Source organism: Pseudoalteromonas sp. G5_S1_14_S5, assembly GCF_054968605.1.
This window is the reverse complement of record NZ_JBQKUM010000064.1, coordinates 13,124-27,799: the sequence shown is the minus strand read 5'-3', so window position 1 is coordinate 27,799 and position 14,676 is coordinate 13,124. Positions and strand designations below refer to the sequence as shown.

The following is a 14,676-nucleotide window of genomic DNA, read 5'->3' as shown; positions in this document are numbered from 1 at the left end:
CCTTAATTGGAAAATCAAAAAGCCAACTCATTGAGTTGGCTTTTTTCGTTTCTAACGTTCCATATATCTCAGTGTAACGTCTCTTCTAAATATCAGGACACTGCAATACCGATCTTATCGTAAGGTAGTTGATACCTTTGAACTTACCGATGAATCAATCACTCCAAACTTCTCTATGACGCTTTCAAACTAAATAAGATGCGCAACCTAAGAAGTTTGTAGAAACAGGGTCTTCGCAATTATCCACTACTTTCTGCTTCTGCTGCGATGAAAGTTCAGGCTCTAATATAGGCTCAAAAAGCCTCGTCATATCAACTAACTCCTCGGTTTCATTTAGTTACGTAACTAATTAGAAATATTAAAAGTGAGTAGCTTGTATTGAGGTTAGCCCACCTTATTCCCAACCATTACTTAAGTAACTCTCTTCCTAACACTTGCGGAGTCAAACTACCAGACAAAAAAAAGCCCCTACAGGTTTCCCTGTTGGAGCTTTCAATAATCAAAGTACTAGTTTGCAAACGTCTTCTGTTAGTCAAGCCAGAGATTAACCTTGAATACCAACAATCAACCAAGGCGCGTTGTCAGTTGTTAGGTCACGCTCTAAGTGCCAGATATCAGTGATGTCTTCTTCGATGCCTTCCGCAGAATCGCGGTAGCGACCGCTAAACTGTAGGCTTAGCTGTGCTTTGCTGCCGTCATGGTCTGCACGAACGATTTCAGCATCAACGTACATTACGTCTGTGTGCTGATCACCGTCTAACTTACTACGCTCAGCTTTTAGGTCTTCGAAAAGGCTTGGAGACACGTACTCTTCAATCGTGCTTAGCTCGTTGTGGTTCCATGCACCTTGCAGTGTACGATAGTGTTCACGAGAGCCATTGATGAATGCCGCTTGATCAAAACCCGGTGGGTAGTTATGTGGAACATCGCTTTGCGCACCAAAACCAAAGCCACCAGCAGTGCCTTGTGATTGAGGTTGTGCTTGCTCGAAGTTATGAACATTTGGCTGTTGCGTTGGTTGTTCAAACTTGTTTTGTCCCATACCGCCGAATGCTGGCTGTTGGCCACGTGCATTCTGCTGATTCATAGACCCCTGCTTCGCGCCAAGCATGCCACGTAGGAACTTAAACGCTAGGAAAGCAATCAGACCCATAATCAGAATATCCATGAACTGAATACCTTCAAATGCGCCACCGAAGAATGCTGCTAGTAGACCACCTGCAAGTAAACCGCCTAACAGACCGCCCATTAGGCCTTTCTTGCTAGAGTTAGCCGCTGTGTTCTTACCGGCTTGATCTTGTCGGATCGAATTCGTGTTCTGTTGTTGCTGTTTGGGTGCAGGAGCCGTTTTGAAACTCTTACCAAAAGACTTACCACCACCAAACTTTTTCGCTTCCGCGATTGGTGTCACCGCGACTGATACCATCAGAATCGCGACTAGTGAGAAAAATCGTTTCATTATTATCCTTTATAGGTTTCTTTATCTTTCGACACATTAATCATACTCGTTAACAAAGCACAATGAAATATTCACTGTGTTTACACATGTTTCATAATATTGCGGCGATTAGTTAATGACTAAACTAGCGAAAGGATTGACGGCACTCAGGGGCAGCATTAAAATATTGAACGATGTTCATTTACTAGAAACTACTCATGGCACGCAGAAACGACCACACTCGAGAACAATTGATCCAGCTGACTTTAAATACAGTGACAGACTTTTTAGAGCAGCACTCCTATCACGAGTTGAGCCTACGAAAAATCGCGAATATGATTGGTTATGTACCAAGTACACTGGTAAATGTATTCGGTAACTACAACCTTTTGCTTCTTCATGTCGTAGCCAAAACACTAGATGAACTCGCGGCTGAATCTGCAGCGGCCGTTGAACAATCAAGCAATGCGCAACAAGCATTATTTAATCTTGCATACTGCTATCACGACTTTGCGCAAAAGCACCCACACCGTTGGCAGCTTATCTTTGAGCACAACATGAACGGTGAAAACTTACCTGAATGGCAATCCAACCGTATCGATAAGATGACTGGCATGCTAGAGCAATTGTTAATCGCAATTGCTCCTGAACATACGGAAAGTGAAGTCGTTAAAGCAAGCCGTGTATTATGGTCTGGCGTGCATGGAATTACACTTCTCAGTGTTGACGATAAGTTTTTCGCATCTGAGCCTATCGATGGTAAAGATTTGATTAATAACCTAGTCTCAAACTACTTAACCAACTGGTAAGCATTCAAGGAAGTACAATGAACAGCAGCAGCCAATCTTCGCTGTTAACGCAAAAAAGGTTCCTACCCTACTTTATTACCCAGTTTTTGGGAGCCTTTAACGACAACATCTTCAAAAATGTTCTGTTACTTTTTGTGGCTTTTGCAAGCGTAGACACACTACCTATCTCCAGCAACCTATTCATAAATGTGGCGGCTGGCTTATTTATTCTGCCCTTCTTCCTTTTTTCTGCTTTGGCTGGCGTACTGGCTGACAAATACGAAAAATCTTGGTTTATCCGTAAAGTTAAACTGCTTGAAGTGGTTATCATGTCGCTGGGTGCGATTGGTTTTATCTACGAAAGCTACGGGATCTTACTTCTGCTTCTGTTTCTAATGGGGACGCAGAGTGCCCTCTTTGGGCCCGTAAAATACGCCTTACTCCCTCAGCAACTAGAAACAAAAGAACTCGTTTCAGGTAACGCTTTAGTTGAGACAGGCACATTCCTAGCCATTCTAATTGGTACTTTGGGTGCCGGTATTATTGCATCGGAAGAGAATGCGAAGCTGGTTGCAGCAATTTGTATTGTGTCATTCGCTGTGCTTGGCTACGTATCAAGCTGCTTTATTCCTTTAGCACCAAGCAATGCGCCAGATCTTAAAGTGAAATGGCAGCCAATCAAGCTAACCAAAGCAACACTCGCGATTGCAAAAAAAGACCGACCAACATTCCAAGCTCTAATGTCTATCAGCTGGTTCTGGTTTCTTGGCGCGACCTACTTAACCCAATTTCCAAACTTCACTAAGCTGCATTTGAATGGCACTGAGAGTTCGGTTGCCTTTTTGCTGGCCCTATTCTCTGTAGGCATTGCCATTGGCTCTTTAGCCTGTGACAAGCTTTCAAATCACCGAATTGAGATAGGCATTGTACCAATGGGCAGCTTAGGGATTTCAATTTTTGGCTTGCTGATGGCGACATCCATCCCTGAGTCTTTGCCCGAGTTTGGCTCTTTTCAGCAATTTGTGACCTATTCAGAGCTATGGCCGCTGTTTGCTTATCTGCTACTGCTTGGCATCTCTGGTGGTATCTTTATTGTGCCGCTTTATTCACTGATGCAGCTACGCGCGAAGCCAGACGAGCGTGCTCAAGTGATTGCAGGACTAAATATCTACAACTCACTATTCATGGTGGGAAGCGCTGTAATGGGTATCGTATGCTTAAGCGTGCTGGAACTATCCATCCCACAGCTGTTTGTACTGCTGGCGCTATTGAACACCTTCGTGATGCTTTACCTGTTCTATCAGGTACCCATTTACGCCTTCCGCTTCTTCACTTGGGTAGTCACTCATACCATGTACCGTGTAAAACATAAGAATCTACACAACCTACCTGAGAATGGTGGGGCGTTGATTGTTTGTAACCACGTCAGCTATATGGATGCACTGCTGCTCAGCGCGGTATGCCCTCGCCTGATTCGTTTTGTCATGGAAGAAGACTATGCCAAGCTTCCGCCACTAAGACGCTTCTTGAAAAGAGCTGGAGTGATTCCTATCTCATCCACCAACCGTCGCTCAATTCGCAACGCTTTCAATGAAGTTGAACAAGCACTGCATGAAGGTCATATCGTATGTATCTTCCCAGAAGGTAAACTCACCTCAGATGGCGAGGTTGCGGAATTCATGCGTGGAATGGAGCTGATTATCCGACGCTCTCCGGTACCGGTCATTCCAATGGCTCTCAAAGGATTATGGGGCAGCTACTTTAGCCGCTATAAAGGCCGAGCATGCAAAGGATTACCAACTCGTTTCTGGACAAAGCTAGAGATCGAAGCGGGTGAGCTAATTTCGCCGACCAATGCGTCTTGTGAAACCCTGCGTCAGACCGTTTCCGATCTGCGTGGCTCTCAAAGATAATTAAGCTTAAATTAAGTCCAAATGCTCCTCCTGAACAAACGTTTAGTTTCTCTTAACGTTTGTTCAATTCATTTAGACTTACTTATCATCAAGTTAAGCGTATAGTCTTTGCTACGCTGCCATAACCAGAAAAGACAAAAACAATATAATGAAAATGAATAAATCCATTCCATTTTATCTTGCTGCTCTATTTTGCTTAACCCCATGGGTAAGTTCACCTACCGCGCTGGTTGTCGGTTTTCTGCTTGCAAGCTTAGGCTTGGTACCTGAAAACGTAGAGGTAGGCAAAATCACTAAAAAGCTGCTGGCCTATTCAATTGTCGGCTTAGGCTTTGGCATTCAGTTTGAGAAAGCATTAGCGGTGACTGGTGACGGTATTGGTTTGATCATTACCACTATCATCGGCACGTTGGTTATTGGCTGGTTCTTAGCAAAACGTATGGGGTTGGATCGCACTACGGGCTACCTGATTTCTTCTGGAACTGCCATTTGTGGTGGTAGTGCGATTGCTGCGGTCGCCCCAGCAATCAAAGCAGAAGACGAACAGATTGGTTTAGCATTGGCTACCGTCTTTGTATTGAACTCTGTAGCGCTGTTCTTATTCCCAATGATTGGCCATGCACTTGAATTGAGCCAACAAACGTTCGGGACCTGGGCTGCGATCGCGATTCACGATACTTCTTCAGTTGTTGGTGCTGCCTCTGCATATGGTGAAGAAGCACTAACAACCGCGACAACACTTAAGCTCGCTCGTGCACTGTGGATCATCCCAATCGCGTTGGTCAGCGCAATGATCTTCAAGAGTGATCAAAAGAAGATTACCGTGCCTTACTTCATTTTCTTCTACTGCGCAGCTATCGCAGTCAGCGACTTGTCACCACAGTTTGAAGTGGTATACCAAGGCATTTTTGATGTTTCTAAGCGTGCATTAGTTGTGTGTCTATTCTTAATTGGCTGCGGTATCTCTGTAGAGAAACTGAAAGCGGCGGGACCAAAGCCATTGATGTTTGGTATTACGATGTGGGTAATGATCTCTATAGGTTCGTTAGCTTGGTTGACCCTCGCATAACCCCTACGGAGTTAAATCTCTAGCAAAAGCACGAAGCTCGAATATCGAAAAAGGAAACAAAAAGGCAAAGCTCATATGGGCTTTGCCTTTATCGTTTTTGATACATTTCGACCAAATCACTATTCAAACAGGGGCTTATCACTCTTCTTGCTCTCTCTTTTCATCAAAACCAATACCACAACTAACACAAATGCAGTAAGTTCAGCTAACGAACGCGTCAGCCCTGACGATGTGATGGCTTGGCCTATCTGCAGTAGCACTGCAATGATGAGGGCAATTTTCATAATAAGACCTTATTCTATAATCCGTTATTTACATGGTTTATTATGATAGATGGTTATAAAGATAATAAATTCTGTTTTGAACTATCTAATGTCCAAATCTGCTAAACGTAGACTAAACAGATTAAAACCTCCATTTCTATCATTTTGATTTTTTGTGTTGCAACAGCCACTGCGCTAATCCCGCTCTCGATACCTTGATGCCTAATTGTTCTTGCTCTGGCATACGGTAGTATTCGGTAGGTAACTTAAATCGTTCTAGGCTTCCCTGTAGCTGCTCGGCAAACCACACTTTAGTTGGCATTTCATCACAATCGATAATCGCAACAGGTCTAAAGCCGAACTCGCTATCTTCTACGGGTATGATAAAGGCTTGCTTAACCTCAAGCAGCTGACTGAGTGCTCGCTCAATTTCTTCGCAGTGAATATTCTCACCGCCAGAAATAAACTGATTGTCGGCTCTTCCAATAATCGACACTTGCTCGCCATCCCATTGACCAAGATCTTTACTATCAAACCAGCCATTCTCATCCACTAATGGGGTTAAAGTTCCTTGATAGTAGTAACCAGAAGCGAGGGTATTACCTCCAATATAGATACGTTGATTTTCAATTTTCAATTGACGATGATTCAGCACAAAACCGGCTGTACTGCTCGCATCAACAGGCTTTGCTGTCACCGTTGAGGCCGCTTCCGTCATGCCATAGCCAAGCCAAGTCTCAATCCCCATGTGCTGAGCTTCAAGACCAAGCGCTTCTGGAATATGACTCCCTCCTAACAAAACATGAGTTAAAGTAATTGCTTGCTCACTCTTTAGTAACCTGTGCAGTTGAGTCGCGACTAAGGAAGCATGGCTACAGCCCTTGATATCGGATTCAAGCTGACCAACACCCACTTTTATACAGCCACCAGCAACGAGCCAACGATGAACAATCGCCAGCCCCGACACATGGTACATTGGTAAACTCAGTAGCCAAGTATCACTGCCTTTAAATTGGAAAACATCTAATAATCCGGCTGCAGAACATAGGTGCTGCTCAAGTGTGTGAGTGACCGCTTTAGGGTTTCCAGTAGACCCCGAAGTAAACACGATACTCGCGAGGTTTTGAGGACTGAAACAGGAAAGTTCTGGCGTTGCTGTTGGTTTGTCATCAACATTTAAGTCACTCAAGCAAGGCAGTGTAAGTAACTGAGTGTTTAGTTCAGCAATGTCGGATTGATTTAAACCACCACTTTCTAACAGCCATAAGTAACGTCTAGCAGACGGCTTATAAAGCGATTCAAGCTTTTGTACTAAGCGAAGTGATGGCTGAGGCATAGTGAACGCACAAAGCACGCCTAGGTTCAGTGCCGCTAGATAAACGGGGAGCACTTCGGCTTGGTTCTTACCAACAATGGTCAACACATCTCCTTCAGAGAGGCCTTGTTCGGATAGCTGTTGTTGGTAATCACTCACTAAGGCCAAAACTTGCAGCCAGGTATAAGCGCAGTTGGGAGTTACGAATGCTGTTTGATGTGGGTTCTGCTGCGCCCACTGTACCCAGAGCGGGTTATGATTAGATTGTGGGCGCATCATAAGATAACCAAGTTAAAAATTGAAAACTGATTAAGCCAACCGAACAACCGGCTTATGAAGACCAAATCAGCCGCTGCTGTTCAAGAGTCGCAACAGGAAGTTGGCAACCTGGCCATGGTACTTCTAGCTGTTGTTGATACAAACCTATCGTATCAAGCCCCGGCACTTCACTAGGCAAATACTGCTGTGCCAATCTCGCAATCTGAGTTAAGCCAAGGCTCGACTCAATACTTGAGCTTAAAACAGGCTTAATACCAAGTTGCTGTGCACGCTCAATAATTGCCACACAACGCTCTACCGAGCCTATTAAGGTTGGTTTAATTACCACAGCCTTAACACCAGTTAAATCACTTAAATCAAACTCAGGGTTACGCACCGCTTCTTGCAGAGTTTCGTCCCAAGCAATCGCTACGCCATGATCGATGGCAAATGCCAAGCTATCTTCTGGCTTTTGGCAAGGTTCTTCAATAAAGGTAATGCGCTGACGAAGTGATGGCGAAATGTATTTGATGAACTGCTTCGCATTTTCAGGCTTCCACGCTCGGTTAGCATCAAGTCTTAGCGTTAAATCAGGAATCGATTCTAGGAATAAGCTCACCAGCATCCCATCACGGATCACTTCGTAAAGACCAACTTTGACTTTGGCGACCTTCTCACCTTCCATCTCATTAAGCACTGGAATCAGTTCATCTGGATCACCGGTACATAGAGGCGCAGCTTGGTAGTTACCTTCCGCGCTGAGCTCACCTTGAAGCTCCATCAACGCCATTGAAAAGCCAAAAGCCACTGACGGATAAAGTTCATCGAATGGAGTGTTAGGTTTGTTGTGACTCCAAAGCTCTAGCTCGTTTTGTAACTGAATGCCGGCTTGCTCGGCACCTTCTTGGCTAAAGCCCGGCAAAGGGGCGACTTCGCCAAAACCAGCCTTACCATCACACTCAAGATGGATAATGTAGCCAATACGTTCGTTCAACTTATTATCACGCAGCACCACACCACTATCCATAGGTAGCTGATAACGATACAGTTTAGCTTGACGCTGGGAACTCATTGAATTCATAAGGTTTCCTAAAAAACGGGAACATTAAAACAAAACGAGCCGCTATTTAGCGACTCATTCCGAAGAGAGTTAAACTATGGGTTACGCGGGAATTTGTCGAAATCAGGTCGACGTTTCTCGTTAAACGCATTTCGGCCTTCTTGACCTTCCTCTGTCATGTAGAACATCATGGTTGCATTACCTGCAAGCTCTTGCAGACCCGCTTGGCCATCACAGTCGGCATTCAGCGCTGCTTTAAGACAACGTAGCGCCATTGGGCTGTGTTGCAGAACTTCACGACACCAACGAACGGTTTCTTTTTCTAGGTCAGCGACAGGCACAACCGTGTTCACCAAGCCCATATCCAATGCTTCTTGAGCATCGTAGAAACGGCATAGGAACCAGATTTCGCGCGCTTTCTTCTGACCAACAATACGAGCCATGTAAGAAGCACCCCAACCGCCGTCGAACGAACCTACTTTAGGACCCGTCTGACCAAATTGAGCGTTGTCTGCTGCAATAGTAAGGTCAGCCATCATATGGAGCACGTGACCACCACCTACAGCCCAACCCGATACCGCTGCGATTACTGGCTTAGGACAAGTACGGATTTGGCGTTGAAAATCAAGCACGTTCAGGTGGTGAGTACCTGAATCATCTTTGTAACCGCCGTAGTCACCACGAATACTTTGGTCACCACCAGAACAGAACGCCTTTTCACCAAGACCTGTTAGAATGATTACGCCAACTTTCTCGTCATAACGAGCGTCAGCCAGTGCATTAATCATTTCTTTTACGGTTTGTGGACGGAACGCATTGTGTACTTGAGGGCGAGCAATCGTGATTTTCGCAATACCGTCATCAGACTTGTGGTATTGAATATCTTCATATTGACTGCCTTCATCGCGCCAGTTAACGGCTGCGTAAAGTTCTTCTTCTGTGATGCCTACTGTTTTAGCCATGGTGATTCCCATTGTTCTATTAGAGAGCGCGACTAGCGTACAGTCGCGACGGTGTTGCTCTGCTTGTCATAGCGCTTGATACTAGAGCCACGCTCAGTCAGTTCATCAACGACTGGCGATACATTGGATAATCAAATTTGAAAACATCTCTGGTTGTTCAAAATGAACATTATGACCAGCGTAATCAACCTGACTATATTCAAAGCCACTATTCTCAGCTAGCTCCATGAATTTACGATCTTTTTCACCACATACATAGTGCAAAAGATGCTCATGAGATTTTAATTTAGCACGTAAATCAGGTTGCTTCGCTAACGAAGTAGATAACAACATATTTGCTACGGATACCCCAAGGTTACCACTACGCTTTATGACCAAAGTTTGTCTTTGCTCATGATTTAGTGAAGAAAAGACGCTTTGTTGGTACCAATCGTCTAAAACATCCTCAATCGACTGCTGTGCAAAGCGCACGGCCCATTGCGTATCATGTACTAACCTTTGAGCTCTTTCTTCGTCACACTCCAAGCCAAAGTTACCACCTTCGATGATGACTTTTTCAATGTTGAGTGTTTCAAAGCAAGGGCTTGTAACCCCATACATGGCGAGCCTTCCTCCCATTGAGTAGCCAATCACCACGATAGGATAATCTGCAGAAAGATCGTTCCCCTCCAACTGAGAAGTGATGCACTGAACGATCTTGGTACAGCAGTGTTCAAAGCCTACGGGATCGATAAAACGGCTTTGTCCGTGTCCGGGTAAATCTATGCAAAGACGAGGAAAATCTTCGAGGAAGGGGTGACATGCACTCCAATCATCCCCGCTCCCGAGTAAACCATGTAAAAAAACAAGCAAAGGTTTGTCAGAAGGAACTTGTGCAGCTGGGTAGTAATTGGAGTAAAGCATGTAAAGTCCTTAGGCTAATGCCTCGGTGAGCATTGAGCTGAATTGCTTCAGCAAAGTAGACGCTTGTTCGGGAGGCGTCTTAACTTCCACGAGCAAAGTACCTTGACCTTGTTCGAAATGTTTTTCGATGAGCGTTTGATAACAGCTCAAGGTTTCTGGCGCAGCGTAACCAAGCTGAAATTGCGCAGCGGCATGCTCAAAGCTGAAGCCATGAGGCATCTGATAAAGTGACTGTTTTTGTTGCTCTGGTACCGGCAACAAATCAAAAATCGCCCCACCATCATTATTGGTAACCACAATAACCATAGGCGTTGTGTGGTGAGTGAGTAACGCTAACGAATTGAGGTCGTACAGCAAAGAGGTATCACCAATCAGCATCATCAGAGGGATTTGGTTAGTTTTCACCACACCCGCAGCCGTCGCCACCAAGCCATCAATGCCCGAGGCACCACGGTTGCTGTGCACTTGAGTCGCAGATATTGATGACAACATATCCACCAGCCTTACCATCAAGCTATTTCCCAAAAATAACTCTCTGCCTTTAAGTCTAGACGACAAGTCAACGACAACGCTCAGCTCTGTAAGTTGATCATTATTAGTGATTTGCGCCAACGCCAATTGTTGAACGGTATTCGCGACTTCCGCCAACGGTGCTGCCCAGCCAGCATGTTCTCCCAACAGCGTCGGTAGATGTTGCTCTGATAACCAATTTTCGATATTAGCGACGATGTGAGTTTGAGGGCGATGATCTTGATTAATACGATGGGCATCGGGTGAAACAACGATGTACTGCGATGAACAAAATGTGGCTGCTTGCCCTTTTACCCATTGATTAAGACGCTTAGATACGATGCGCTCACCAAACTGGATAATAAAATCACACTGACTAAGCTGTGCTTTGGCTACGCCACTTTGCATCCACAGAGCATAGTGTTTCCAATCACTACTGACACCCGATTGAGGATCACAGAAAACTGGCCAGCCCAAAGCTGTCGCAAACTGCTTGGCTTTAACTGCAGCTTCATTCTCAATAGAGCCGATAATCACTGCGCCTTTACGAGCGACATAATCACTTGCTGAAACAGGCTGAGTGTTTAAATGACTGGGTAAATAAGTGTTGGAGTAAAGACGGGTTGAAGCTCTCCAAGCTGCCACGCTCTTTGTATAATCCGCATACATCTCAGCACTATTAGCGGAATAAAGAGGTTCTGGGAACGGACAGTTGATATGAATAGCTCCACCGACACTGCGTTGTTTCGCCAGTGCACTATCAACCGATGTCAAAAGCCAATTCAAAGAAACTTGTGTCGTTGGACTTGGAAGGTTTAGTGCCGTTTCAACGTGAGACGAAAAAATGCCCTGCTGCTGAATCGCTTGGTTAGCGCCACAGTCGACTAAATCAATCGGTCGATCAGAGGTCAGCAAGATGAGTTTTTCTCGCGTTAATCCAGATTCAACGGTCGCTGGTAAAAGGTTAGCTACAGCAGTACCGGACGTAACAATCACCGCAACTGGTTTGTTGCTCGCTTTAGCTAAACCTAAAGCAAGAAAACCAAGCCCACGCTCATCAAAGTGCGTGTGTAAGGTTAGCTTAGAGCTAGCTTCGGCTTCGAGTGTTAATGGTGTTGAGCGAGAACCCGGTGCGATGCAAACATGTTCAACGCCGCAGCGTGCAAGCTCTTCAAGTAACGTGTAACACCAAACTCTGTTTAATACCGCTTGGTCGTGATTCATGATGCGACACCTAGTGGTGGATCTAAAATTAGGCTCAACAAGGTCGACATCTTCTTGTTCAACTCTTGCCACTCATGTTCGGCAACCGATCCTGGTACGATCCCCGCGCCCGCAAACAGTTGTACTTGATCGTTGACAACCAATGCACTTCGAATCGCCACACAGAATTCTGCTCGTTGGTGACTGATATAGCCGACTGAACCTGCATACCAACCTCTGGCAAACGGTTCGTTTTCCAGAATGAAGTCCATCGCTTCTTTGCGCGGTAAACCGGCTACGGCGGCGGTTGGTTGTAATGCAGCAAGTAACTGCACACCATTAATACCGTTATTGAGCTGTGCGTGAATATTACGCTTTAAGTGCTGCACCTTACGCAAACGAACCAGACGCGCTTCTTTCTCTACGTGTACGGATTGTGAATGAGGAGTTAGTCGCTCAATGATGTCATCAACCACATATTGGTTCTCATTGAGGTTTTTAGTGTCTTGAGAAAGCCAATTGGCTAGCTTCATATCCTCGGTCGCGTTATCGCCACGACCAATAGTCCCAGCCAGCGCCTCTGTATCGAGCTCAGTACCATGTCGGCTATATAGGCGCTCAGGCGTCGAACCAATAAAGCTGTGTTTAGAATCCAGCACCAACATAAAGTGAAAGCTGTGGTGATTTTGCAGATAGCTAGCTTTAAGGAGTTGAGCAGCACAGATAGGCGCATCAAGCTTTAGCGTCGTTTTACGAGCCAAAACCACTTTCTTATATTCTTCGTCACTAATGCCTTTGAGTACCTTCTCGACCAAACCGCCCCACAGTTCTCTTTCTGGAATGTGGTTAATCTGTTCAATATGAGCTGATAAGGGAGCCAGTATCGCAGCATTAACAGACAGCTTATTCAGAGCATTGATGGACGCAATACGATCAGGCGATAAGTTAACGGCCAGCGACCAAGTGTCGTCAAAGCGGAACAGTTCTATCTGAGGAAGAAAGAAAAAAGATTCCATGCAACGGCGATTTTTTTCAGTGTGACCGTCAAATGAACGTCCCCCCCAGATTCGTTGGTCTTCACTAAGAATCGCGTACGCGGGGGCTGGGTTTGAAAATGTGTGTAACTGACCAAGCGCAACCACCTCTTCACGAGTGTCGCGTGACTGCCAGTAGAACTTAGGAAACAGCGGTTGAGCATGAAGCCATTCGATAAATGCAAACGATGGTTTTTGCGTTAGAACTTCAACACAACGAACTTCGCTTGCTTGGGCATTTTTTACTTGCTCAATCAAAGCAGAAATAGTTTGCTGGAAATGTGACAAATCGACCTCGTTCACATCTAAATTCTTATTATATTAATTTGATAATTTATGGATAGCACCAACTTAGATCAATAATGACCGATATCTTTTCAACATTCCTGTGACTTTAAGCGAGCCCCTCTATCATTTTAGACAAAAAGCATAAAAGTGATGAATTAAAACTCAGAAAAGAGTGACAACAAAAAGACCAAACGTGACACTAAAATGCGACATTCATCAGATTTTTATTCTATCAAACACCATTTTGCGGTACTTTAATAAAGTATTTAAATTAATTTCAGGAAATCGGCAATGCAAAATATCGGGATGTCGTCAAAACTCAACAGCGTATGCTACGAAATCAGGGGGCCTGTACTCAAACATGCTAAGCGCATGGAAGAAGAGGGGCATAAAATACTAAAGCTTAATATTGGTAACCCCGCCCCATTTGGTTTTGACGCCCCTGATGAAATCCTTGTTGACGTAATCCGTAACCTGCCGACATCTCAAGGTTACTGCGACTCAAAAGGCATCTATTCAGCCCGTAAAGCGGTTGTTCAACACTACCAGAAAAAAGGCCTACGCAATCTTGACGTAGAAGACGTTTACATTGGTAACGGTGCTTCAGAGCTTATCGTTATGTCTATGCAAGCGCTACTGGATAATGGTGATGAAATCTTAGTTCCCGCTCCAGACTATCCACTATGGACAGCGTCAGTGGCACTTTCTGGTGGTACTCCAGTTCACTACATGTGTGATGAAGATGCAGACTGGTATCCAGATCTGGATGACATGCGCGCAAAGATCTCACCGAAGACTCGCGGCATCGTTCTTATCAACCCTAACAACCCTACAGGTGCAGTTTACAGCCGTGATTTCCTACTTCAAGTTGTCGAGATTGCACGTGAACACGGTCTAATCATCTTCGCTGATGAGATTTACGACAAAGTTCTTTACGACGGTGCTGTACACACTTCTGTTGCAACGCTTGCTGAAGATGTACTGATGGTAACCTTCAACGGCCTATCTAAAGCTTACCGTGTTTGTGGGTTCCGTGGTGGTTGGATGTTCTTGACCGGCCCTAAACACTTAGCCAAAGGCTATGTTGAAGGTTTAGAGATGCTTGCCTCTATGCGTTTGTGTGCCAACGTACCAATGCAGCACGCTATCCAAACGGCATTGGGTGGCTATCAGAGTATCAATGAACTGATACTGCCCGGCGGCCGCTTGCTAGAGCAACGTGACCGAGCATGGGAACTGATTAACAAGATCCCAGGTGTTTCTTGTGTCAAGCCAAAGGGCGCGATGTACCTGTTCCCGAAGATCGATACCGAGATGTACAATATTAAAGACGATCAGAAGTTCGTACTCGACTTCCTTAAGCAAGAAAAAGTACTGTTAGTACAAGGCACTGGCTTCAACTGGCCTAAACCAGACCACTTCCGTATTGTGACTTTGCCACACATTGAAGACCTTGAAGCAGCAATTGGTCGCCTGGAGCGCTTCTTACAGACTTACAATCAAGACGACCTCATCGAAGGTTAATAAGCACAGATAAAGGTGGCTACAATTCGCTGTTTTAAAAGACTTTAACTTGTATTCATTCACTTCTATGCTTAAAAGGCTCCAGTTTAGGAGCCTTTTTTGTATCCGCAGTCTCGTGCAGTTTGTAACAAACACAAGGTACGAGTGG

General features: G+C 45.0%; 12 protein-coding genes. 4 read left to right on the top strand and 8 right to left on the bottom strand.

The window, feature by feature from the left end:
* Positions 1 to 544: 544 nt before the first annotated feature.
* Entirely contained in the window at positions 545 to 1,459 is a 915-nt protein-coding gene (locus tag ACTRWI_RS17255) for a Tim44 domain-containing protein (protein WP_008220669.1), read from the bottom strand.
* A gap of 197 nt (positions 1,460 to 1,656) precedes the next feature.
* Between ACTRWI_RS17255 and ACTRWI_RS17250 the strand changes: the two genes are divergently transcribed.
* From ACTRWI_RS17250 to ACTRWI_RS17240, 3 genes are all read left to right on the top strand, one after another.
* Positions 1,657 to 2,247, top strand: a complete 591-nt coding sequence (locus ACTRWI_RS17250) for a TetR/AcrR family transcriptional regulator (protein ID WP_499133043.1) — start codon at positions 1,657 to 1,659, stop codon at positions 2,245 to 2,247.
* A gap of 17 nt (positions 2,248 to 2,264) precedes the next feature.
* The gene (locus tag ACTRWI_RS17245; RefSeq protein ID WP_499133042.1) at positions 2,265 to 4,139 is read left to right on the top strand and encodes an MFS transporter; all 1,875 of its coding nucleotides are present in this window, start codon (positions 2,265 to 2,267) and stop codon (positions 4,137 to 4,139) included.
* A gap of 148 nt (positions 4,140 to 4,287) precedes the next feature.
* A complete protein-coding gene (locus ACTRWI_RS17240) occupies positions 4,288 to 5,208 on the top strand; it encodes a YeiH family protein (RefSeq protein ID WP_499133041.1) in 921 nt (306 codons plus the stop codon).
* A gap of 119 nt (positions 5,209 to 5,327) precedes the next feature.
* Here ACTRWI_RS17240 and ACTRWI_RS17235 read toward each other — a convergent pair whose 3' ends face one another.
* The 7 genes from ACTRWI_RS17235 to ACTRWI_RS17205 form a co-directional block, all read right to left on the bottom strand.
* Positions 5,328 to 5,492 (bottom strand): hypothetical protein, encoded by a 165-nt coding sequence (locus ACTRWI_RS17235; RefSeq protein WP_008220662.1) that lies wholly within the window; start codon positions 5,490 to 5,492, stop codon positions 5,328 to 5,330.
* 139 nt (positions 5,493 to 5,631) lie between these two features.
* Entirely contained in the window at positions 5,632 to 7,065 is a 1,434-nt protein-coding gene (gene menE / locus ACTRWI_RS17230) for an o-succinylbenzoate--CoA ligase (protein ID WP_499133040.1), read from the bottom strand.
* A 52-nt stretch (positions 7,066 to 7,117) separates the two neighbouring features.
* Positions 7,118 to 8,125, bottom strand: coding sequence for an o-succinylbenzoate synthase (menC, locus tag ACTRWI_RS17225; RefSeq protein ID WP_499133038.1), 1,008 nt, complete (start codon positions 8,123 to 8,125; stop codon positions 7,118 to 7,120).
* Between the two features lie 74 nt (positions 8,126 to 8,199).
* Positions 8,200 to 9,066 (bottom strand): 1,4-dihydroxy-2-naphthoyl-CoA synthase, encoded by an 867-nt coding sequence (gene menB, locus ACTRWI_RS17220; protein WP_499133037.1) that lies wholly within the window; start codon positions 9,064 to 9,066, stop codon positions 8,200 to 8,202.
* 105 nt (positions 9,067 to 9,171) lie between these two features.
* Complete coding sequence (menH, locus tag ACTRWI_RS17215) at positions 9,172 to 9,969, bottom strand: 2-succinyl-6-hydroxy-2,4-cyclohexadiene-1-carboxylate synthase (protein ID WP_499133036.1); 798 nt, start codon at positions 9,967 to 9,969, stop codon at positions 9,172 to 9,174.
* Between the two features lie 9 nt (positions 9,970 to 9,978).
* Positions 9,979 to 11,703 carry a 2-succinyl-5-enolpyruvyl-6-hydroxy-3-cyclohexene-1-carboxylic-acid synthase gene (menD, locus tag ACTRWI_RS17210; protein WP_499133035.1) on the bottom strand — a complete coding sequence of 575 codons (1,725 nt, stop codon included), beginning with the start codon at positions 11,701 to 11,703 and terminating at the stop codon, positions 9,979 to 9,981.
* A complete protein-coding gene (locus ACTRWI_RS17205) occupies positions 11,700 to 13,019 on the bottom strand; it encodes an isochorismate synthase (RefSeq protein ID WP_499133034.1) in 1,320 nt (439 codons plus the stop codon). The genes menD and ACTRWI_RS17205 overlap by 4 nt, the downstream gene beginning before the upstream one ends.
* Positions 13,020 to 13,295: 276 nt before the next feature.
* On the opposite strand from ACTRWI_RS17205, the gene ACTRWI_RS17200 reads away from it, so the two are divergent.
* Complete coding sequence (locus tag ACTRWI_RS17200; protein ID WP_063523563.1) at positions 13,296 to 14,528, top strand: pyridoxal phosphate-dependent aminotransferase; 1,233 nt, start codon at positions 13,296 to 13,298, stop codon at positions 14,526 to 14,528.
* Positions 14,529 to 14,676: the final 148 nt, after the last annotated feature.